Below are 21,139 nucleotides of genomic sequence, written 5' to 3' on the forward strand. Positions count from 1 at the left end.
AAGGCGCGGCCAATAGGTCGCGGGGTCATGCCGGTCAAAGACCGCCCGACAGGGGAAGCTGCACAAACGAAGTGCGGAAGCGCCCGCGATTGACGCCCGATCTGGCTAAGCCAGTGAATCCACGCATGAGGCCTATGACGTTCGCGGCTGCCGACAGAGAGAACGAAGCTATCGTAACCAGTAAGCCTGCTATGCCGGAGGTGAAGCACCGCCGGGGTCACGCACCTGCCGAAGCGCACGGTTGAAGAAGTGGCGCGTGGCCTTGTCCCGCGCCTCGGCATCGGTCAGCACGATATTGCGCATTTCGTTATCGCGCTGGAACATGCGAACTGCACCCTGAAAGAAGGCTTGGGCGAAGGCGGCATAAACGACATCCGGCGGGTTGTTGCGGAGCATGTCCGCAAGGTCATCGCCAAGGATTTCCTCATTCACCTGCTCAAAGCGGATCATGTCGGCCTGGGTGAACTGCGTGCCGTGGCGCTCATTGAACGCCTTGACGATCTCAGAAAGCTCTTTCTTTTCATCCTCTGTATAGGGCTTGGCACCAAACTCGCTGATCGCCTTGAGCGCCGCCGTGTCGCCGGCAGCGAGTGAGGCGTCACCCTGCTCTTTTTGCTCTACTTTGAACTTTTGCAACCGGAGCATGTCGTCGGTGATCTCGATCTCGGGCGGAATCTGTCGGTTTGGAAGCAGACGGGCAAGCCATGCGCCATAGGAATACAGCTTTTCGAGGCTGGTATCTTCCAGCTTCATAACTTGCGCGATGAAGCTATAGAAACGCATGTAGCTGCGCAGAAGCTGGCGGAACTCCTCCTGCCGACCCTCATCGTCATCGGCTTCAAACCGAGCGACGGCCTGACGGACGAGTCCTTCGAGCCGCGCGCGGTCATGTCCGTCGAGCGCACCCTGATAATAGGTTGCTGCAAACCGTTCGATCTCGTCCTTGTCGAGATAGGCGAATTTGAAGAGGCGCCCTTCAAGATCGTAAACGAGATTAGGATCAGAATTGGCTTCGAGCGCCGTCACCTCGAAATAGGGCCGGAAGGCGTCCTGTATGTCTTCGATGGCGTTCTGGAAGTCGAGAATATAGGTCTGATCCTTGCCGGGCCGGGTGCGGTTCAAGCGAGACAGCGTTTGCACCGCCTGTAGGCCCGCCAGCTTGCGATCTACATACATGGCGCAGAGCTTGGGTTGGTCGAAGCCGGTCTGGTATTTCTCGGCGACGATCAGGATTTGATACTGTTCGGGATAGGGTGTGCCGTCCGGCTTGAAGCCGTCGAAGCGACCCGGAAGCTCGGTTTCGGCAAAGCCTGTCAAATCGGCTTCTGTATAGGTTTGACCATCAAAATTTAGCTCGCCGGAGAAAGCGACAAGGGCGCGAAGGTCGGTGTAGCCCTGCGCCTTGATGTAATCACGCACACCGAAGAAGTAGCGCAGCGCATGATCGCGACTACCAGTGACGATCATGGCCTTGGCCTGTCCGTCCAGCATTTTGGCGACATGGCGGCGGAAATGCTCGACTATGATCTCGACCTTCTGGCCGATTGCTGTGGGATGAAGGTTGGCGTAGCGCGCAACCCGGCTCTGACCACGCCGCCCGCTCAATTGCGGGTCATCCTCAATAGCCTTTTCCAGCTCGTAGTAGGCTTTGTAAGTCATGTAATTCTGGAGAACGTCCAGAATGAAGCCCTCTTCGATGGCCTGACGCATAGAATAGAGATGGAACGGATGCGGCAGCCCGTCCGCACCTTTCGTGCCAAAGCGTTCGAGCGTGACGTTGCGGGGGGTCGCGGTGAAGGCAAAGAAGCTGATATTCGCCTGCGGGCCGCGCGCCTTTTGATAGGCGGCGATGATGTCCTCAATGTCGTCACTGGAATCCGCTGCGCGGGTGAGCGCGTCGGTCATGGCCTGGGCGGATTTACCGGATTGGCTGCTGTGCGCTTCGTCCACGATGACGGCGAAGGTGCGATCACCCTGACCAGAAATCTCTTTCAGATGCTCAGTTGAAAATTTCTGGATCGTGGTGACGATGATGCGGGCACCCTTGGCGATAGCCTGCTTGAGTTGCTTCGATGTGCCGTCGATCTTGCGCACGACGCCTTGCGTCTGCTCGAACTGCGACACGGTATTTTGAAGCTGGCGGTCCAGCACGATACGGTCGGTGACGATAATCGCGGTGTTGAATACCGCTTTGTCGTCCGTGTCGTGCAGGTTGATCGCGTGGTGCGCAAGCCAGCCGATAGTGTTGGATTTGCCCGAACCGGCAGAGTGCTGGATCAGGTAATTGCGCCCCGCGCCAAACTGCCCCGCGTGCGCCATGAGCTTGCGCACGGCGTCAAGCTGCTGGAAGCGCGGAAAGATCAGAGCCTCGGACTTGCCACTGGTGTCGAGGTGGATGAAACGTCCGATGATGTCGAGCAATACGGCACGAGAAAAAATCGCCGCGCCCCATTCACCAGAGTTATAGAGGTAGGCGACGCGGAACTCGTCCTCGATGTCGGGATTCCCCGCCCCCCCATCGCGGCCCCGATTGAACGGCAGGAATCGGGTGCGGCCATTTTGCAGCCGCGTGGTCATGGATACGTTGTCTTCATCCAGCGCGAAATGAACCAACGCCCCGCGCTTGAAGGTCAGCAACGGCTCGCCTGCTGGGGAGCGGTCCTGGCGATATTGCTTCTCGGCGTGCCGAAAATTGGAGCCTGTAAGGAGGTTCTTGGCCTCCATCGTGGCAACGGGCAGGCCATTAAGGAACAAGGCTACGTCCAACCGCCCGCCGTGGCGTTCGCTGTATTCGACCTCCTTCATCACCGAGAGGATATTGGCCTCGTATTCGGTGACGCGCTTGGGTTCCAAGCCGCTGGCGGGGCGGAAGTAGCACAGCGCGAACTTAATGCCGGGAACAATCTTGATCCCCTGCCGAAGCACATCCAGCAGCCCGCGATCCTTGAGGGATTTTTCGAGCTGTTTGAAGAATGTGTCCTCCGCCGCCGACGTGTAATGCCCTTCTAGCTTGGTCCATTCGTCGGGTTGGGTGTTTTGGACGAAGCGCAGGATCAAGGCCCTGTCCATCGCCAGTGCCCGGTCATAGTCAGCCTTGGCATCACGTAATTCATAGCCCTCACCGGCGACAAGCCGGGCGATCAGGTGATCCTGCACCACCTGTTCCTTGTGGGCATTATGCGCGGCGGTGCTCATTGCGCCCCCATTTCTAAAAGGTCTTGTGGGTTCCAAACGCGCTCCGCCAAACTCTGATAAAGTCGTCCCCGATCATCAAGATTCACCTTCGCAAAATCCGGAACGGCCTCGAACGGCAATCCAGACTCCTTCACGAAACGGACGAAGCCCGGATTTCGGTCGTAGCAATCGGGGTGAAGAGAGTGCGCCAGTAGGTTCTGCGTCCGGTAGTGCAGAAGCTTGTCTTTGTAGGGAAGATCGCCGTAGCTAGCATTAAAGGCTTTCGGCAGGAGCAGAAGTCCGCCGATACGATTGCGATACTCCGCAAAGTCGGCGGGATGCGAGAACTCGTCAGTATGCCGTTCGGCATGGTTCGCCCAAATATGTTCGACCTCGTAGCGTTCGCGCCCTTCGGCAACATATTCAGGATAGCGAGAAGGCTGTCCCGACTGCGTTTCCACATACTCAGTCAGACGTGCCAGTAGCCGGTGGATCAGGTATCGGTTCTGCTGGTGCACATAGAGTCGGTCATTACTCTCGAACGTCTCATCCTGCTCTGAAAGCTGCTCGACCAGCTTGGCAGCCAAAGCTTGAACATCGAGGCCCCTGATCTCGCGCATAACCAGGAACATTGCGTATTGCATCGTCGAATATGCGATACTGCGAAAATTCCAAATGCGCCGGGCAATCAGGATGTCCACGAAACGCGCGACTATATTCATTTTCAGCTTGGCGATGTTGGGGTCGTCCTCCGGTTTGAGCGGAGCAAGCAGAAGCATGTATTGAAGCGTGAACCCGTTTTGTGAATTGTATTGAACAGCTTCCAGCCCCGGCACGCGCGTTTGGGATGCTTTCATAGCCAGCAGATAGTGTCGCGCGTAAAAGTCGAAATCGCGCTCGATGAAGCGGAAGAAGTCATCCTCTCCGATCAAGCCGTTCGCTCTGCTGGTGTCGCGTAACCATCGGTGGAACTCCGTGCCAATGCGGTCGAAGTCCTCTGGTTTGGCTCCGCGCTTGCGCTCACGGATTTTTGTAGCGAACTGACTGCGAAGCCATGCCTTGAAAAAGTCTGATTCCACTTCCTTGCCCGCTTCGTTCAATTCAGCGATGCGGGAACGCCAACGGTTGTTGGCGGCGACACGCTTGTTCTCAGCGATATTCGCCAGCAGATATCCTTTGAGCATATCCGTTGGGCTGAGTGACAGTCCGCGATCATTCATCGTCTCGAAGATCGTGTAAGCGTCGTCGTCTGAATACGCTGTGATTTCTACCAAATGGACGTTTTCCATCAGCCAGTCGATGAAGTAAGGGAGCGCATCACCGCGCAATTCTTCCGGCCACGCACTCTTCATGTCCTCGTATCGCGCATACAGGTTCTGCACGGATTCCGAACGGTCGGTGGGGTCAAAGTCCTCCTGCTCGAAGAGTGCAGCCATGCACGGCGCGCGCTCATCAACGTCCAAGTTGAATGATTTTTCGCCGAACTTTTCGGAGACAATCAGCTCATCGACGTTCACGAGGTCATCGCGTTCGCGCTGAAGATTTCGCAGAAGGATCAGAAGCAGGGTAAGGCTGGTGAGGCGTTGTTGCCCGTCAACGAGATAGTTGGCCCCCTCCTTCTTACTTACGATAATCGCGCCGAGGAAATAGTGGGGATATTCGGCAATCTTCTTGCGTGCGTGGGTGGGCTGATATTCTTCAAGGAACTTGCCGGTGAGATCATCGATCAACTCGCGGGCTTGCTTCTCGCCCCATTTGTATTCGCGCTGATAGTAGTCAATGGAATACTTCTCGCCTTTCAGAAGCTTGCGAACTGTTTTCGCTTCCCCAACAATTCCGCTCATGCCGCATCCTCTTTTTCTAGAGCATTGGCCGCCCGTGCTTTCTGATAGTCTCGACTCTCAACAAGAAAATCGCAAAGAGCGAAGGCCGCATTGACGGCTAGCTTAGCGTGATGCCGCGCGGGATTGAAGCGACGAGCGTGGCGATCGCTGCCCTTGTTGGCCATTTCGTAAAGTCCGCCGATCAATGACTGGAAGCCGCCCGCTATCGGCTTTAGCGGCTCCTCAAGTTTGGCAGGGTCAAGGTTTAAGGATGGCTGTAGCGCCTTGTAGAGCGCCCTGATATCACCCTCGGTTTCCTTGAAAGCTGTGGCCGTTTCTGCGAGCAAGAGCTTTAGGAGGTGCTCAACCAAAGTATAGGCGTTGGTGATCGCACCAGAGTAATCGCCGGACTCAATTTTCTGACTGGCCTTGCGCACTTGCTCGGTGATGGCCTCATGGCTGATCGCGACAAGGCTTGTAGGTGCCATGACGCTTTGCCCAATGGAGCTGACTTCAAAACGTGGATTGATCCTGACTTCCCTATCCCCTTCCATCCAACCGTAATCATCTTTCTTGACAAGTCGGAAGCCATCACGGGACAGAATTTGATTGAACTGATAGGCCACGTTCTCGGCATTGAAACCATCTTCGCCGATAAAATCAAAGGCTGTGGACACGATATCCTTCATCGTGTCCGTGCCATTAAACTTGTCCAATTTGGCGCGCGCGAATTGAGCGCGTGAGGGAAAACCCTGCCCATAGAGGTCGCTTTCGCCGAAATCATTGAAAAAGCCGACAAGCTGAGGGCCGGACCGATATGGACTTTTTCGGGAATCGCCCGTGATGATTCCAGTCAGGGATTCAAGAGATTTAGCGGTCAATCTCATGCCCGCAAGGCCTCCTCAATCCGGTCAAGGCGACGATCTGTCTGACTATGCTTGCCCCAAGTCGCCACGTCGATTTGTCCGGTCACGGCTGCGGTGATGAGCGCGGCACGGAACTCCTCTAACCGGGCAATCGACTGTTCTGTTTTTCCCTTTAACCGCCGCTCGAAATCGACCGCTTGCTCAACGGCCTGCTGCAATGCCAATCCGGCAACCGGGATTTTTTCCTTTCCAAGTCGGCGGATGTTCAGGGGGCGGTTGCGACCAGCCGAACCTCTCGACGCTTCATTGAGAAGGAAATCACCGTAGCTGCTGCGAAAGAGACCGAGTAAATACGAGGTGCTAACCCCGGCCTTGCCGCGATAAACAGGGTATCGGTGCGAGACGACGCAGCCTTCTTCCTCGGCGGTCGCGATGGCGACTGCGCCCTCCCATGCGAATTGGCCGCTGAGGATTAGGTCGCCAGCCTCAACGAAGCAGAACTCGGAATCGCCCATGCCTTCTTCATCGGCAGCGGGCTTTTTGAAAATGCCGCGCCCCCGGTTATAGAGGCCAAGCCGAACCAGCTCATCATGCTCGGATAACGTAACCGGACGAGAAACGCGATGCGTGAGGTGCTCAAATCGTATGCGTGGAACATCGGCGTCTGAAATTGCTTGATCCACAAGCGCCTCAATCCGACGCGCCACGCCGGTCACGAAAAGGCGTTTCTTCTCGATCAACTGGTCGATGCGGGCGGTTTCACAGTCTAGGAAATCCGCAACTACGCTTGCGGCATCAGCATCTGGAACGGGAATTTTAACATAGCGCACCCTATTCCATTGAAGCCGCTGACCTTGCCGGATGCCATTTCGGAACACGGTTAGCTGTTGGATCAGAAAATCGGATTTCAAGGAATATCTAAGAAACCTGCCAATTTGCTCATCAAAGCGGGGGCGCAGCAGGGTGTAGTCAGGAGAAATACCGCCGTAGCGCGTGCAATATTCAAAACCGTGAAGGAAGCTGCTCATGGAGATCACAAAATCTCCCGGCATGGCAGGATGCACCTCATATCCCTCGCGCATGACTTGGTGAGGTTTTGAGGGGAGCGAAGACTGGGGCACGACACCATACACTGTGCTGGGCGTTAGAAGTTCCGACTCCGCGAGCGGGATCGTCTGCTTTACCTCGCGGAACAAGTGGTCGAGACGATGGTGCTGAAAAATTAGCGTCACGCCGCAACCTCTTGCAGTAGGCCCGCGATCTCTACTTCCAGCGCCTTAAGTTCCGCGTCGATTTCATCAAGCGGGCGCGGCGGAGTGTAGCGGTAGAAATAGCGATTGAAGTTGATCTCGTAACCGACGCGGCCGATTTCGCGGTCGCGGGCGTCGCGGTAGGATTCATCCACCCACGCATCGGCAGCGAATGGCTTCACCTCTCGCGCCACATACTCGCGCCAGTCTTCATTAAGCGGCACAAGCTCATGATCGCGCAAATCTGTGTCCGGTTCTGGATTGCCGTCCTTGTCAGTGCAAATGTCAGCTTCCTCGTCGCGCTCGGAGAGTGCTGAAAGAATTGCTTTTTTGACTGGCCCAGCAATCTTCACACCATCTGCCTTGAGCGCCTTAGCCAACGTATTCTCGAAGGCCTCGCGGTTGGTGAAAAGCTTGTCTCCCATCCCCAGCAAGGCGACTTCGATCTCTTCCCGCTCGTCTTCTGCCAGGCGCGCATACACCTTCTCCGCAGCGAGGCGGGCGATCCGCTCTTGATTTGCCTGAAAATTCAGGCGCAGCGGGCGTTCGACGCGGATTTCACGATAGCCGAAGTCGGCAACGTCAAAGATTTTTGCAACGTCGCCTGCACCGCTATCACCGTTCAGGAACCCTTCGTAAATGCGCACGATGTCGGCGCGAGCTTCTTCGGGTATCTCTCGGCGCTTGGAGCCTAGAGATTTGCGCATGGAGCGCCAGAACCGTTCGCCGCTGGCGTCGATCAGCTGCACCTTGCCCCGGCGATTGGCGGGCTTGCGGTTGGTTAGTAACCATACATAGGTCTGAATGCCGGTGTTATAGAACAAGTCGGTGGGGAGAGCTACAATCGCCTCAACCCAATCTTTCTCAAACATCCATCGACGGATTTCGCTTTCACCGGACCCCGCTCCACCAGAAAATAAGGGCGAACCGTTCATGACGATGCCAATGCGCGAGCCAATTTCATCGTCTCGCATTTTAGAGATCATGTGTTGAAGGAAGAGAAGCTGGCCATCGGAAATGCGCGGCGTCCCTGCACCGAAGCGGCCATCGGAGCCCATTAAGTCAGCTTCGGCCTTAATCGCGTCTTGATACTTTTTCCAGTCCACGCCGTAAGGCGGGTTCGACAACATGTAGTGGAATCGCTTATCCTTATGTGCGTCATGCGTGAGCGTGTTGCCAAAGGCGATCTGCTCAGGATCGTGGCCCGTCACGAGCATGTCGGATTTACAGATGCCGAAGGATTCACCGTTCAATTCCTGCCCGAACAATTCGACGCGGATTGAAGGATTAAACTCCTGTAAAGCAGCTTCTGTAAGTGCGAGCATACCTCCCGTACCGCAGGCCGGGTCATAGACCTGCCTGATGATGCCGCGCCCAGTCAGCTTGGTATCGTCGTTGGCGATCAGCAAATCCACGATCAGGCTAATCACCTCGCGAGGGGTGAAGTGCTCACCCGCAGTCTCGTTAGAAATTTCCGAGAAGCGGCGGATTAGCTCCTCGAACAGGTAGCCCATCTCAATGTTGCTGACGGCATCTGGATGCAGGTCGATTTCTGTGAAACGCTCAAAGACGTTCCAGAGGATATCCCCCTCTTTGAGACGCTTGAGCTGGTCCGTGAACAGAAACTTGTCGAGAAAGATGTCGCGGACGTTAGTCGAAAACTTGGTGATATAGTCGACCAGATTGGCATGAAGCTGACCGGGGTCTTGGCCCTTGAGGGTGGTCAGCGTGAAACGGGACAGGTTGTAAACTTTCACGTTATCCCCCACCGCGCCGAACAAAATCATGTCGCGAGTGGCGTCGTCCACGCCTTCGGGAATCGAATTTGCAGCTTCGAGAACGGCGTCCTTGGCAGATTCAAGGATGCAGTCCAGTCGGCGCAATACGACAAAAGGAAGGATAACTTTGCCGTATTCAGACTGCTTGAAGTCCCCACGAAGTATATCCGCGACTGACCACACAAATCCGCTAAGGCTGCGGATTTCCTCTCTTTGCATCTATTAATCCCCTGTCGTTTCCGCACGAAACAAAACATGGGGTTTCGCCCCATGTCTCTATTCTTTTTCCGGATGACGCGCCCCTACTGCTGCTGCACTCGGAGCGCTATCGGTTCCCACTTTGGCCGGTATCATGCCACAGGGCAAAGGTAATTTTCTTTCAATGTGTCGGGCGGATGCTCCCCGTTGCAGTCGGTGCCGCGAAATTTGTCAGAACAAGCTCATCTTGCAAGATCAGCATCCATGATCGCCAATAGCGCGTCGCTCCCTAGCGCATCCAAGGCGGTTTCAGGAACTGCCGTGCGCGGAATCTGGAACGCAGGCGACGGCGCACCGCGCGCGGTGGTTTCGGGCGTGGAGCCAAGGGGGGAGCAAGGAACATCGACCCCAAGTCGGCACCGTCAGCCACGCCCTCGGATGTGTTGCCGGAAGTCGAAAAGAAACTGGATGTGATTTCGGTATGGCTGGCGCTACCAGCCCCGCCCTTGGCTTTCTTGGCGCGTCGGGCAACCGCCATGAAGCGTGATACAAGGCTCGGCACAAGCGCAAGCGCCGTGCCGCGCACGAAGCGCGATACCGATTTGGCGGCTTGCGGCACTAGGCTGGCAATCTGTCCTAGCAGCAGGCCCGGTTGTGATTGCAGGAAACGCGAGCCTGTCAGCGTGCGCGGGGATCTCGCTCCGGCCCTTCACGTTCGCGCGCTAGGGCTTCGCGCTGCCGTTCTTCATACTCGCGCGCAAGATGGCGAGCGCGCTCGTCGTCCTCGATGGCGCGTTTAAGGTCGCGCGCCTGCTCGTTTAGCAGGTCGGCGCGCTCTCTGCCCTGACGATCAACAAGGGTGTTGATCTCCGCGCGTTGGGCAGCGTCAATGCCGGACACCATGATGCGGATTTCATCGCTGCGGCGATCCTCAAGGTCGGTTGCTCGCCTTGCTTCGTCGGCAATGCGCTGACGGCGGGCTTCCTCGTCCACAGCCTCGCGGATGTTGCGCCACATACGCTCAAAGCCGCCCGGCTCCGGCGGGCGCTCCGCAACCACGCGCTGCGCCTGCTCCTTGGCGAAGTCCTCAATGGCCTTGTTAGCTGCGGCCTGTTGACTCTCTTGTAGCTCAGTCACCTCGCGGGCGTGGCGCTGCTCTTGTTCCTTCAACTCGGTGGCGTGACGCTCCATGACGGCACGGCGCACAGCGTCGATATGCTGGCGCTCGGCTTCTGCCGCCACATCCTGCGGCGACGTTGTATCGCGTTCGGCTGGGGTCGGCTCCTGACGCGGCGGCTCTGCGGTGGTGTCGGGCAGGCCGGACAGATCGGCCTCCGGCGATAGCGCGGTGCGGCCAGCCTCTCGGATGGCGGCGCGGGCTTCCTTGACGCTTGGCAGGCTCTCGGAATCTACATCGGCCATGAAGGCGCGAAGGTCTGCGGCCTTCACGCCGGAAAGCTGGCGGCCAAGGCTATGCACCTTGGCGTCGTCATCGAGGATGACGAAATCGCGGCGGTCACCGCGCGCCAGCACATAGCCCGCATCCTCAAGTGCGGCCTTGAAGGCTGGGCCGGTGTCGCTGGCTTCATACAGCGCCTTGACCTGCGCCTTGCGCTCGCGGTGGTCGATACCGCCCCGCTCGGCCTGCTGCCATTCGCCGTGTTGGGCATCGGCGGTGGGGAACTCTGGCTGCGCGTCACGGTTGCGGGTCAGAACTCGTGCGACAGTGCCACTACGTCTTGTCGTGCTATCCCTGCCCGTTGGATATGGGCGTATGCGTGCCAGCGCCCCATTGCGATGAAGTCCGCCGGAGTCATTGCGGGTGCCATCGCGTTGCCTTCTGAGCGGTATTGGCGGTCACGATCCTCTTGCCGCCATGCCGCTTGCTGTTGGGCGCTCAAGGCCGCAAGCTGGGTGGCCTGATCGGTCGCTTCCGGCACGAAGCGCATGTCTGGTGCATAGGTCGGCTTGGCGGTTGCCGCGCCAATGGCCGCACTGTCCAAGAAGCCCCGCGCGGCCTTAAAGTAGAACCCCGCCCCGCCCGCATTGGGTGGCGGGGCGTCATCGTCCAGCGGTGCAAAGGGCGACCAGCCGCTTATCAATTCCCGCTGATCTAAGCTCTCCCATTGCCCCTCGCCAAACACGCGGTTGCGCTCGAACTCTCCCGCCAGCCAACAGGCATAGGACACGGTGGCCTGATCTTCGCTACGCAGGAATATCTTGCTGCGGGCCTGTTGCATGAAGTTTTCGGCGGCGTCTTTGCCCATTGCCTGCGTCAGCGCCGCCACCGTCTGCGTAGCGAATACGCCCGCTATTCCAGTGGAGCGCGCGACGTTCCAAAACGTCGCGTCGCTGAGGCCGGATGTGGGGTCAACGGTCGCAAGTTCCTGCACCTCGTCCATCATCACAATGCAGGGATTGGCCTGCGGGCTGCCGCCCTGCTTTTTCAACGTAGCCTCGCGCCGCCGCGCTTCCCGATACAGCACCGTCTTGAGCAGGATGGCGACAAGGCGCGCGGGCAAGCCGTCCTCCATCGTATTCAGGGTCACAAGCGCGATTTTGCCATTGAGCGGCGCGTCCAGGCTGGCGGTATCCTCATTCAGCCCGCACAAGAAACGCTCGCGCAAAGCAGGCGCGCCCGCGAACCCGTCCATAAGCTGCGAGATATTGGCGGTGATGCCCGTCTTGGTGTCCTTTGCCATGTCTTTCCATGTGGCCGTCACATAGGACTGGCTGGCAGCAACATCGGATGATGACAGCACGCGCGTAAGGTCGATCTGGCGCAAAAGCGCGTCTTGATCGCCCGCCTTGCGGGCTTCCTCCATGACTTCAAGGCAGGCTTTATTGGCGCGGCTTATCGCGTCGCACGCCGATTGCAGCCGCTTGTCGTCCAGCACTGCCTGATACGCCCACCACAGGCTCGACGGATGCAGGCGCTTTGACTCGCCTTCACCCTCCGGCGTCGCGGCATAGGCACGCCCAATAGTGAGCGCGTGGCGCATCAGGTTTGCGGCCATGTCAGGCCAGAAGGTGTCACCCTGCGCTCCGCCGACCTGTGCGAGAACCGAGCGCAGGACGGCGGCGATATGATTGGGCGCAAGGCTGGCGGTGATATTCACGCCAAGTTCGCCCGTGCCTGTGCCGATACGCAGCACGTCACCCGACCGCCCCGCAGCGGCGGCGATTTTTTCCGCGTCATGCCACAGCACGCCCTTGGCATCGGTGATGTATGCGCCGCACTCCGGCTCCGCGAATACCTGACGCAACAGGGGTTTGAGGATTGCGGTGGTTTTGCCGTCGCCGGTGCCACCGAACACCAGCAGATGCTGGAACAAGGCCTCTCCATCGAGCGCGAGGGTTTGTCCTTTGCTTGGCGCGGCCATATCGCCGCGCACACGGAAGGTGCCCGTGCCTTTGCCGATCTCAAAGAGCGGCGCGTCTTCCAAAAACCCCGTGGCATGAGCGACCTGTCGCACATAGCCTGCGCGGGCAATTTCTCGCGCTTCGGCGCGGTAGGGCCAGCGCACGTGAGCGTCCTTGGACAGCACCTCGTAAGGTGCAGATGCTTCACGTCGCCAATGTTCAATCGCGGCGATGGCGACAAGAATGCCGATGCCTATAGCGATCAACAGCCACGCGGCCAGCAAGCCAAAAACGGTGATGGCACCGCCAAACAGGCTGGCGGCAAAATCTGCCGCGACGGCCTGCCATACATCCCAGCCCGAAACATAGGCAGGCTCTTCGCCGGGGAACTGCTCATATAGAACAGGCGCGGCAGTCACGTCCGGCGACGTGACGCCCTTCCACGCCAGCAGTAACAGCGGTTGCGCGATCAGCGCGATGATGGTTGCTGCGAGGCCGCATTGCCCTGCGGCTTTGGTCATCCCTGCGCCGAAATGGCGGTCGGCCGCCCACGGAATATCTTGACCGCCAACGAGCTTGCCGTCCTCCCATAAGGGGCGGCGAATATCGTCCGGCACCTCTTGATAGAGGAACGGATAGAGTTGTTCGGGCCACAGCTCCCGCGCGATCGCCGCGCGATCGCCAGCGGGCAATCCGGTCTTGCGAGTGCCGATGCGCTCCACCCCTGCCGCGAAGCGTTCGCTTGCGTTGGCAAGGAAGGGCACGCGCGCAATAAGCCAATTGACGGGCCTCCACAGCACGTAGGCGGCAAGGCCGATAACAAGCAGCGCTAGCGCTGGAATGAGATTGAGCGCCTTGCGCAAGAGTCTGCGGGTGGGCGCAAATAGCAAGGCCAGTCCGAGAGCAATGGCAATGGCAACGGGGATGATCCAGTCTGGCATCATTCCACCTCGAAGGCAGCAGCGGGCAGCAGGCCGCGCATGGTTGCGGGGATGGTGGTCGGGTCGATAGAGGCCGAGCCGCACGGCTGCGCGCCCTGCACTGCGAGGCAATAGACCCGCCATGTGCCTTCATCGTCGCGCCGCAACAGGCTGAAGATGCGTCGCACCTGTGGCCGTTCGCCATAGTTGGGATTGGCAACATCAACGTAATAGCCAAGCAAAATGCTGCGCTCATCCTCGACGGCATGAATGCCTTCGGCCTGCCAGTCACCGCGCCAGAACGCATCCGGGGTCTGGCGCGTTACGGCTTCGGGCAAGCGGCCTGTTCTGCCTAGCGCCTCAATTGCGGAGGTTGCCTCCGCTTGGGCTTCGACTGGCGTTGGTGCCTGAACAACGCGCTGGGGCGGCTGACTTAATCTCGCGCCGATCTCCTGCATATACTGGCTGACGGCGCGCCGCTGCGCGTCGGCGTATGCGTTTTTGGCCTCGGCCACGCGCGTTGACGGCGGGGAGTCCGGCAATGACAGAGCGAGAAAAACGCCAAGGATGATCGCGGCCACCGCACCCCAAAACAAAAACGGCGCGGCCTTGCGCCAGCGTGCCGCCCGCACATGGCCATGTGTTACTAGCTGTTCCCATTGCAGCACGGCCAAGCCCTCCAAAGCCTGCCACGACTGCGACCGCTGGCACGACAAGCCAATGATTCAGGCGGTCATATTAAGCGGGAAGTCGGAACGATCAAGCATTCAGCTTATTACTCTCATTGATGGGCGCACAGGAGAGCGCGTGATTGGCGCTGTTCTTTCATTGCAGCACGTCTGACGGTTCGCAATTGAACGCCTGCCCTCCCTGCCAGCCCGCTACTCACGACCTTCTTTGTTCGCATCCTTGCAGGGGATTCGCCTTTACGTCCGCAAGCCGCGCAAGCGCGGCTTCTCAACTGCGTTTCGTCGAGTGCGGCCAAGGCGAACGCCCTGCCTCTGTCTGCTTATGAAGGCCGCGATGGTCGCGGTTCAGACAGGGAGAAAGAGCATGTCACAATTCATCGCCCCCAACGAGCTGCACGGCATGAACGAACAGGAACTGCGCGCGCTTCGTGGTCGCATCATGGCCGATCTGCGCAGCATGGGTCAGTCGGTCTTTCTGAACCCGCATATTTACGCTTCGCTGCAAAACATCGACGCTGCAATCCTGCGCCTGCAACAGCAGCCAAAGTCGCGTGGGCCAAAGCCGCCGGGTTTCTAAGGGCTTTGCACCCCTGATGGCCTCGCCAGCGCATACGATAATATGCTTATTATCAATATGTTATCTGTAGCCGCGCATCGTAGCACCTTGCCTACTGCGCCGCTCTGTGCAAGAATTGGAGTATGGAACGAGAGGTAGCATTGGCCCGGTTGAGGCCGTTGGAACAAAGGCTGCGCCAGCAAGGCGTTTCGGCCCTGTATCTCTTTGGCTCTACGGCGCGCGGCGAGGCGGACGATAAATCGGACCTCGACCTTCTTTTTGAATATGTGCCGGATCGTGGGTTTAGTTTGTTCGATCAAGCCGGGCTTCAAGTGGAGCTTTCCGAATATCTGAATACCAAGGTCGATTTCATACCCCGCAGAGGATTACGCGATAGGGTCAGGCAGCGAGTAGAAGCTGACATGGTGCAGGTCTTTTAATGAGCCGCGACCTGAGCGATAACCTCGACAATCTCCAAGTGTTGATTCAACGCATAGAGGACAGTTTGAAGGATAGGTCTTACGAGGACTATCTGAATGACCAAGACCTTCAGGATGCAACCACTTATCGTCTATCAATGCTTGGGGAAATAACGGGCAAGCTGCCTGACGATGTGAAAGAGCGGCATCCAGACATACCTTGGAATAAGATACGCGGTTTGAGAAACGTCGCCAGCCACGACTATTTCAGCAACATGCCTGACATGGTGTGGGAAGGAACGCGGTCGCTCGAACCTATCAAGCAAATGATCCGCGAAGAACTAGCGCGCATCGAAGCGGAACAGCGCGACGGTGGCCGCAGGCGCTAACAGCTTCCATTGCGTCCGGCACGGGCGCTGAACAGGACAGCATGGAGCAATGGATAGAGGCACAGGACTTTATCGCGGCTGACGTCATCCGGTGGAAGGAAGGCGTCTTTCACAATCGCCGCAAGGGCAAGGCCCTCCGAATTGGCGAGCGCCAGGTTGCCGCAGAAGTGTTGCAACGGGGTGAGGACGGTTGGGTGAAGCTCCTCGTGCGGGGGTGCACGATCACGAAAGACGAAGCTGCCGGAAAGACTGTTCAGGCGCTCAAGGCGGGCGAACAGATACGGCGTGCCGCCAAGACTCTCCTGCGAGGCAAGGTCGAGCGATTGCTATGGGATGATGAAACCGCGCGAGCGGCGGTGCTGGCGAGCAAGCCCGCCAAGTCGCGCTTCGCAGATTTGCTTGTAGAGGAATAAGAAGGCGATGGGCGGTTCCCGTTCGGGAACCTGATGCCCAACGGTTCAGCCTGTTCAGGCTGAACCTTCGCAAAAGGCCGACGCCATCGTTCTGGCTTTCGGCCAAGGGCAAGCGCCGTTCGGCGCTATTTCAGGGACAATAAAGATGGTGCCGGTGGTCGGACTCGAACCGACACTCCTCGCGGAACTGGATTTTGAATCCAGCGCGTCTACCAATTTCACCACACCGGCTAGCGGTTGCGCATATGCTGCGTGGCAGCGGCTGCGTCAACCGATAAGACGATGATATGATACCAAATAGGCGATTCCGTCAATATCACAAAGTTACCGTTTTGGTCGTCGTGTATTGATCGCCGATGCGTCGATCATATCCTTAATATGGGAAGCATAGAATTTCTCAATCATTTCGACGCTGGTGCGGCAATTCTTGGCGACTTGGTAGATGTCTGCCCCTTCTATCAGGCGGAATGAGATATAAGTATGGCGCAGGCTGTAGGCCGTGCGCGGGTTGCCCTCGCGGTCTGATTTCATCCCCAGTTCGTCCAAAATGGTATTGAACAGCTCGCGCTGAATTTTCGGAAAAATGAGGTCCGTTGGACCGAGGTTGTGACGTTTCTTCATGCGCTGGAACGGCAGCACCGCCCCTGGCATGGTTTTGCAGTAGCCGACGCCGCGCTTGCCGCGCACGGCGATGTGAAGGATTTTCTCGTCCTTTGGCCCGTCTGCGACAATCTCCACGTCGCGCAGCTCGATGCGCTTGGCCTCGTCGGGACGTAGGCCGCTGTTCACCATGAACAGCACATAGTCGTGGAGATCTTCGCAGGCTGACCGCCACCGCTCCTTCTTGGGGTTTTTCGCCCGTTCGCCGGTGGCCTTGTAAAGCTGCTTATATTCCTCGGGTGAGAACCATGCGCGGTGCGCGATCTTACCAGAGGTTTTGTATGGTGCAGAAATGTCCGGCAGGTAGGCCAGCCATCCGTGCCGCTGGGCTGTTTTCAGCACGTGCCGCAGCGTGATGATTTCTGAATGGATGGTCGAGCGCGATGGGCGCTTAGGCTTGCCCTCTTTGTCGAGGCGCGAGGTCATGCGGTGGACGCGATACTCTTGCACAAGGCCGGGGGTGATCTCCTCCACCATTTTGTCGCCAAAGAACGGTAGCAGATGGACACGGAGACGGATGCCATGGCCTTCGACATATTTCGCGTTGCGTTCGCCTTCGGTGATGATGGTGTATTCCGAGAGGAAGTGTTGGGCCGCCTTCTTGAATGGCGTGCCTTCTTTGATTTCACCGGCACGGTATTTGCCCATAAGACCGAGATACCAGTCGCGGGCGACATCCTTGGCTCGGGCTAGGCTTTCTTCCTTGGTGGACGTTCGCATCTGCTTCCCTGCAATTGAGCAGGAGCATTGCCAATGCGGACTGTTGGTCCGCATGTAGAGCTGAACTTTTCCGTCAAGAAACTTGTGGCGGGCTGTATCCTTCATGGCTGACACCTCGTGAGCAAAATTGTGCTAGATGTGCGCTAGGCGTCCATCTTACTATTTTGCCACTAACCGACTGATTTTGCTATATTTATATCATAACTGATTGATATAAATATGCTTTTGAGTCGAGCGCGTCTACCAATTCCACCACAGGGGCACTGCAGGGCGGCCCCGCCGATAGCGGCGGCCGCGCGTTGCTTCAAGCCTTGAGCGCGCCGGCCAGCAACTTGTGCAAGCGCGAATGGAGCGCATCGTTGGCCGCCAGAACCTGCGCGGCATGGACCGGCTGAGACCGTCCGCGGAAATCGCTGACGAAGCCGCCGGCCTCGCGCACGATCAGGCATCCGGCCGCCGTATCCCAATCCTTGAGGCCGCTTTCCCAGAAGCCGTCAAACCGGCCTGCTGCGACCCAGGCCAGATCGAGCGAGGCGGCGCCAAACCGGCGGATGCCAGCCACTTCCGGGCCGATCTCGTTGTAGATCTTCGACCACTCGGCCGGGCTGCCCGCACCCTGGAAGGGAATGCCGGTGGCAATCAGGGCATCGGACAGGTGCGAGCGGGCAGACACCCGCAGGCGGCCGTCATGCAGCCAGGCACCGCGGGTCTTCTCGGCCCAGAACGTCTCGTCCGTGATAGGCTGGTAGATCACGCCCGCAATCACATCGCCCCAGCCTGAGCCATCGAGCTTTGGTTCCTGGGCTGCGATGGAAATGGCGAAGTGCGGGATACCGTGGAGGAAATTGCTGGTGCCGTCGAGCGGGTCGATGATCCAGCGCGGCTTGCCCGGATCGCCTTCGATCACGCCGCCTTCTTCCAGCACGAAACCCCAGTCAGGGCGCGCGGCCAGCAATTCGTCATAAAGGGTACGCTCAGCGATCTGGTCCGCCTTGGAGACGAAATCGGCCGGCCCCTTGCGGCTGACCTGGAGGTGTTCGACCTCCCCGAAATCGCGCCGCAGGCGGCCGCCCGCCTTGCGTGCAGCCTTTTCCATGACCCGAATGAGACCGGACAGAACGGCCATAAATCAATTCCTTTGCCGTTCGCCTCGAGCGCAGTCGAGAGGCGGGAGAGCGGCGCTAGGGTGTCTCGACTTCGCTCGACACGAACGGAAAGGCGTCCGTCAGTTCGCCTTGCCGACGTAGCTCTGCTCGTACACGTCGACCACGATCCGCGTGCCGCTTTCGATGTGCGGGGGAACCATGATCCGCACCCCGTTGTCGAGCATGGCCGGCTTGTAGCTGGACGAGGCGGTCTGCCCCTTCACCACGGCGTCGGCTTCAACAATGGTGGCTTCGACCTGGTTGGGCAGTTCCACACTGATCGGGCGTTCGTCCCACAGTTCCAGCATCACCTGCATCCCGTCCTGAAGGAACGGGCGGGCATCACCCAGCAGGTCGCTCGGCAGCGTGATCTGCTCGTAAGTGTCCTGGTCCATGAACACCAGCATTTCGCCGTCTTCATAGAGGAACTGGTAGTCCTTGGTGTCCAGGCGGACCTTCTCGATCGTGTCGGCGCTGCGGAAGCGGACGTTCGTCTTGCGGCCGTCGATCAGGTTCTTCATCTCGACCTGCATGTAGGCGCCGCCCTTGCCCGGCTGGGTATGCTGGATCTTGGCGACCTTCCAGATGCCGCCTTCGTATTCAAGGATGTTGCCGGGACGGATGTCCACGCCGCTGATCTTCATGTTGAAAGAGCCTTTGCCTGGGAACTGGGCACGGGCGTTGCCGCCCGCTGCTGCGGCGCCGCCCTTAGCCGAGCAGGGGGCAAGGGGCAAGGTCAGTGGCAATATGGCGCGCGGCGGCTATAGTGGCGCGATGCGCACCATCATGATCGCTCTTATCGCTGCCGCAGCTGCAGCCTCGCCGCTCGCAACCGCGCCGCTTGGTGCCATGGCGGGCGGAAAGCTCCAGACCATGCCGCAGGGGCGCTACATCTGCTCGCTTCCCGGAGACGCCCTGGGCAAAGCGTGGGAAGAGATACCGGACAAGGATTTCGTGATCGACAACGGATCGACCTATCGCACCGAAGCGGGGACCGGCACCTACCTGCTTACGGGCAGACAGGTGCAATTCACGCGCGGGCCGATGAAGGGCATGGCGTTCGAGCGCATCAGCGGCGGCACCCTGCGCTTGCTGGACGAGAACGGCCAGCCAGGCCGGGTCCGCTGCGTGCGCTCAGCTCGTTAACCCAGTTCCCTGGCGAAGGCGGCGACTGCTGCCGCCTCGTCGCCGCTCCACACGGCCCCCGATACAGCAAGGAAATCGGCGCCGGCTTTTATCAGGGGCGCGCAGTTGGCCGGTGTGATCCCGCCAATGGCCACGCAGGGTATCTCGAACACCTGGCTCCACCATTCCAGCGTCTCAAGCTCGGCGCGATGTTCGGCGTCCTTGGTGGACGAAGGATAGAAGGCGCCGAAGGCGACGTAATCTGCCCCGGCCTCACCAGCTTCCATCGCCAGGTGACGGCTGGCGTGGCAGGTGACACCAATCTGGGCCTCCCGACCGAGCTCCTCCCGCGCCTCCTTGACGCTGCCATCCTGCTGCCCGAGATGGACTCCATCAGCCTTGAGCCTTTTGGCCAGCCCGATGCTGTCATTGACGATGAACGCCACATCGCGCGCGGCGCAGATTTCCCGCAACGGCCCGGCCAGCCGCGCCGCCTCGTGCTGGTCGAGGCCCTTCACGCGATACTGGAAAGCGGCAACCGGCCCGGCGGCAAGCGCGCGCTCCAGCCGGTCCGGGAAGGTCCCCGCCACGTCGAGCGGGGAAATGAGATAGAGCTGGCATTGAGTCATGATCCCGGGTGCCTAGCCGCACCCGGAGCCATGCTCAAGCGACAGAGGCCGCGCAGATCTGATCAATCGCTGCCCCGAGTGTCGCGTCGAACTCGGCATCGCTCTGCCCTGCACGCAGATCCTGCAACAGGCCGCGGCTGAAGCTGGCGATCATGCCGGGGTTCTTCGCCAGATGTTCGCACGCCTCATCGGTCGAATAGCCACCCGACAGCGCCACCACACGCAGCACGCGTGGGTGGTCGATCGCCGGCTGATGAAGACCGGGCTCGACAGGGATCGACAGCTTGAGCATGACCTGCTCACCTTCCGGCAAGGCATCGAGGTGCTTGATGATCTCGCCCAGCAGCACCTTTTCGCCCTCTGCCCGGTCGCTGGCGGTGATGTCGTACTCGGGCTCAAGGATCGGCATGAGCCCGCGCGCAATAATCCGGCGCCCTTCAGCAAACTGCTGCTCCACAAGGGCGACAATCCCGGCGGCATTGTTCGACTTGATCACCGAGCGCATCTTGGTTCCGAACACACCCTTCGCGCGGGCACGGTCGAGCAGCGCCTCGAGATCGGGCATGGGCTTCATCAGCTGCACGCCCTCGGCCTCGTCTTCGAGGCCCTTGTCGACCTTGAGGAAAGGCACCACGCCGCGCTCGGCCAGACGCGCCGGAACCGGCCTGCCGCCGCTTTCCCCGTCCATCGTCTTCTCGAACAGGATGGCGCCGATTACCTTGCCACCCCCGAAGCTGGGCGTTTCGATAATGCGGCTGCGCATTTCGTGGATCTTCGCGAACATCTCGTCATCGCCAGACCATTCGCTGTCGTCGATGCCATAACCGCGCAGTGCCTTGGGGGTCGAACCGCCCGACTGATCCAGCGCAGCGATAAAGCCTTGCCCGGTGGCGATACGATCGGTCATTTCGTCGAAGGTCATGCTGTCGTTCCTGTAATGGCGTCCGGTCTGCATACGAATGCAGAGGCGCACTTAGCGAGGCAGGCAGCGCTCGGCAACAGGCCCCGGGACCCCATTTCAA

General features: G+C 59.0%; 18 protein-coding genes and 1 tRNA gene. 5 read left to right on the plus strand and 14 right to left on the minus strand.

What is annotated here, in order from left to right:
• Positions 1-189: 189 nt before the first annotated feature.
• From U4960_RS11265 to U4960_RS11300, 8 genes are all read right to left on the minus strand, one after another.
• Positions 190-3,195, minus strand: a complete 3,006-nt coding sequence (locus tag U4960_RS11265; protein WP_324260731.1) for a type I restriction endonuclease subunit R — start codon at positions 3,193-3,195, stop codon at positions 190-192.
• Positions 3,192-5,018 carry a DUF262 domain-containing protein gene (locus U4960_RS11270; protein ID WP_324260732.1) on the minus strand — a complete coding sequence of 609 codons (1,827 nt, stop codon included), beginning with the start codon at positions 5,016-5,018 and terminating at the stop codon, positions 3,192-3,194. Before U4960_RS11270 ends, U4960_RS11265 begins: the two co-directional genes overlap by 4 nt.
• Complete coding sequence (locus U4960_RS11275) at positions 5,015-5,884, minus strand: abortive infection family protein (protein ID WP_324260733.1); 870 nt, start codon at positions 5,882-5,884, stop codon at positions 5,015-5,017. Before U4960_RS11275 ends, U4960_RS11270 begins: the two co-directional genes overlap by 4 nt.
• Positions 5,881-6,945: a restriction endonuclease subunit S gene (locus tag U4960_RS11280; protein WP_324260734.1), complete on the minus strand. Its 1,065-nt coding sequence runs from the start codon at positions 6,943-6,945 to the stop codon at positions 5,881-5,883. The genes U4960_RS11275 and U4960_RS11280 overlap by 4 nt, the downstream gene beginning before the upstream one ends.
• A 146-nt stretch (positions 6,946-7,091) precedes the next feature.
• Positions 7,092-9,110 (minus strand): type I restriction-modification system subunit M, encoded by a 2,019-nt coding sequence (locus U4960_RS11285; protein WP_324260735.1) that lies wholly within the window; start codon positions 9,108-9,110, stop codon positions 7,092-7,094.
• 657 nt (positions 9,111-9,767) lie between these two features.
• Complete coding sequence (locus tag U4960_RS11290) at positions 9,768-10,622, minus strand: hypothetical protein (RefSeq protein WP_324260736.1); 855 nt, start codon at positions 10,620-10,622, stop codon at positions 9,768-9,770.
• 176 nt (positions 10,623-10,798) lie between these two features.
• Entirely contained in the window at positions 10,799-13,396 is a 2,598-nt protein-coding gene (locus tag U4960_RS11295; protein ID WP_324260737.1) for a type IV secretion system DNA-binding domain-containing protein, read from the minus strand.
• Positions 13,393-14,046 carry a hypothetical protein gene (locus U4960_RS11300; protein WP_324260738.1) on the minus strand — a complete coding sequence of 218 codons (654 nt, stop codon included), beginning with the start codon at positions 14,044-14,046 and terminating at the stop codon, positions 13,393-13,395. Before U4960_RS11300 ends, U4960_RS11295 begins: the two co-directional genes overlap by 4 nt.
• Before the next feature lie 337 nt (positions 14,047-14,383).
• Here U4960_RS11300 and U4960_RS11305 point away from each other — a divergent pair, with 337 nt between their 5' ends.
• The 4 genes from U4960_RS11305 to U4960_RS11320 all read left to right on the plus strand — a co-directional run bounded on the left by U4960_RS11305 (position 14,384) and on the right by U4960_RS11320 (position 15,838).
• A complete protein-coding gene (locus tag U4960_RS11305) occupies positions 14,384-14,638 on the plus strand; it encodes a hypothetical protein (RefSeq protein ID WP_324260739.1) in 255 nt (84 codons plus the stop codon).
• A 122-nt stretch (positions 14,639-14,760) separates the two neighbouring features.
• Entirely contained in the window at positions 14,761-15,057 is a 297-nt protein-coding gene (locus tag U4960_RS11310; protein ID WP_324260740.1) for a nucleotidyltransferase family protein, read from the plus strand.
• Positions 15,057-15,425: a HepT-like ribonuclease domain-containing protein gene (locus tag U4960_RS11315; protein ID WP_324260741.1), complete on the plus strand. Its 369-nt coding sequence runs from the start codon at positions 15,057-15,059 to the stop codon at positions 15,423-15,425. Before U4960_RS11310 ends, U4960_RS11315 begins: the two co-directional genes overlap by 1 nt.
• 41 nt (positions 15,426-15,466) lie before the next feature.
• A complete protein-coding gene (locus U4960_RS11320; protein WP_324260742.1) occupies positions 15,467-15,838 on the plus strand; it encodes a hypothetical protein in 372 nt (123 codons plus the stop codon).
• 146 nt (positions 15,839-15,984) lie between these two features.
• Here the strand turns inward: U4960_RS11320 and U4960_RS11325 are convergent.
• The 4 genes from U4960_RS11325 to efp all read right to left on the minus strand — a co-directional run bounded on the left by U4960_RS11325 (position 15,985) and on the right by efp (position 19,007).
• Positions 15,985-16,069: transfer RNA gene (locus tag U4960_RS11325), tRNA-Leu, on the minus strand.
• Between the two features lie 93 nt (positions 16,070-16,162).
• Positions 16,163-17,323, minus strand: coding sequence for a tyrosine-type recombinase/integrase (locus U4960_RS11330; RefSeq protein WP_324260743.1), 1,161 nt, complete (start codon positions 17,321-17,323; stop codon positions 16,163-16,165).
• Positions 17,324-17,522: 199 nt separating this feature from the next.
• Positions 17,523-18,344, minus strand: a complete 822-nt coding sequence (locus U4960_RS11335) for an inositol monophosphatase family protein (RefSeq protein ID WP_324260744.1) — start codon at positions 18,342-18,344, stop codon at positions 17,523-17,525.
• Positions 18,345-18,443: 99 nt separating this feature from the next.
• On the minus strand, positions 18,444-19,007 hold the full coding sequence (efp, locus tag U4960_RS11340; RefSeq protein ID WP_324260745.1) for an elongation factor P: 564 nt from the start codon (positions 19,005-19,007) through the stop codon (positions 18,444-18,446).
• A gap of 142 nt (positions 19,008-19,149) precedes the next feature.
• On the opposite strand from efp, the gene U4960_RS11345 reads away from it, so the two are divergent.
• On the plus strand, positions 19,150-19,509 hold the full coding sequence (locus U4960_RS11345) for an elongation factor P (RefSeq protein WP_324260746.1): 360 nt from the start codon (positions 19,150-19,152) through the stop codon (positions 19,507-19,509).
• Here the strand turns inward: U4960_RS11345 and thiE are convergent.
• Both thiE and U4960_RS11355 read right to left on the minus strand, forming a co-directional pair.
• A complete protein-coding gene (gene thiE / locus U4960_RS11350) occupies positions 19,506-20,117 on the minus strand; it encodes a thiamine phosphate synthase (protein ID WP_324260747.1) in 612 nt (203 codons plus the stop codon). The genes U4960_RS11345 and thiE overlap by 4 nt on opposite strands.
• Before the next feature lie 34 nt (positions 20,118-20,151).
• Complete coding sequence (locus U4960_RS11355) at positions 20,152-21,039, minus strand: fructose bisphosphate aldolase (protein WP_324260748.1); 888 nt, start codon at positions 21,037-21,039, stop codon at positions 20,152-20,154.
• Between the last annotated feature and the right edge of the window lie 100 nt (positions 21,040-21,139).

Origin of the sequence: Altererythrobacter sp. H2 (assembly GCF_035319885.1) — a bacterium.
Lineage (GTDB): Bacteria > Pseudomonadota > Alphaproteobacteria > Sphingomonadales > Sphingomonadaceae > 34-65-8.

Excerpts from the sequence above, each read along its gene's own strand:
- U4960_RS11265 (WP_324260731.1), bottom strand. The coding sequence starts at position 3,195 with ATGAGCACCGCCGCGCATAATGCCCACAAGGAACAGGTGGTGCAGGAT.
- U4960_RS11270 (WP_324260732.1), bottom strand. The coding sequence starts at position 5,018 with ATGAGCGGAATTGTTGGGGAAGCGAAAACAGTTCGCAAGCTTCTGAAA.
- U4960_RS11275 (WP_324260733.1), bottom strand. The coding sequence starts at position 5,884 with ATGAGATTGACCGCTAAATCTCTTGAATCCCTGACTGGAATCATCACG.
- U4960_RS11280 (WP_324260734.1), bottom strand. The coding sequence starts at position 6,945 with ATGCGCGAGGGATATGAGGTGCATCCTGCCATGCCGGGAGATTTTGTG.
- U4960_RS11285 (WP_324260735.1), bottom strand. The coding sequence starts at position 9,110 with ATGCAAAGAGAGGAAATCCGCAGCCTTAGCGGATTTGTGTGGTCAGTC.
- U4960_RS11295 (WP_324260737.1), bottom strand. The coding sequence starts at position 13,396 with ATGATGCCAGACTGGATCATCCCCGTTGCCATTGCCATTGCTCTCGGA.
- U4960_RS11305 (WP_324260739.1), top strand. The coding sequence starts at position 14,384 with ATGAAGGCCGCGATGGTCGCGGTTCAGACAGGGAGAAAGAGCATGTCA.
- U4960_RS11310 (WP_324260740.1), top strand. The coding sequence starts at position 14,761 with ATGGAACGAGAGGTAGCATTGGCCCGGTTGAGGCCGTTGGAACAAAGG.
- U4960_RS11315 (WP_324260741.1), top strand. The coding sequence starts at position 15,057 with ATGAGCCGCGACCTGAGCGATAACCTCGACAATCTCCAAGTGTTGATT.
- U4960_RS11320 (WP_324260742.1), top strand. The coding sequence starts at position 15,467 with ATGGAGCAATGGATAGAGGCACAGGACTTTATCGCGGCTGACGTCATC.
- U4960_RS11330 (WP_324260743.1), bottom strand. The coding sequence starts at position 17,323 with ATGAAGGATACAGCCCGCCACAAGTTTCTTGACGGAAAAGTTCAGCTC.
- U4960_RS11335 (WP_324260744.1), bottom strand. The coding sequence starts at position 18,344 with ATGGCCGTTCTGTCCGGTCTCATTCGGGTCATGGAAAAGGCTGCACGC.
- efp (WP_324260745.1), bottom strand. The coding sequence starts at position 19,007 with ATGAAGATCAGCGGCGTGGACATCCGTCCCGGCAACATCCTTGAATAC.
- U4960_RS11345 (WP_324260746.1), top strand. The coding sequence starts at position 19,150 with ATGATCGCTCTTATCGCTGCCGCAGCTGCAGCCTCGCCGCTCGCAACC.
- thiE (WP_324260747.1), bottom strand. The coding sequence starts at position 20,117 with ATGACTCAATGCCAGCTCTATCTCATTTCCCCGCTCGACGTGGCGGGG.
- U4960_RS11355 (WP_324260748.1), bottom strand. The coding sequence starts at position 21,039 with ATGACCTTCGACGAAATGACCGATCGTATCGCCACCGGGCAAGGCTTT.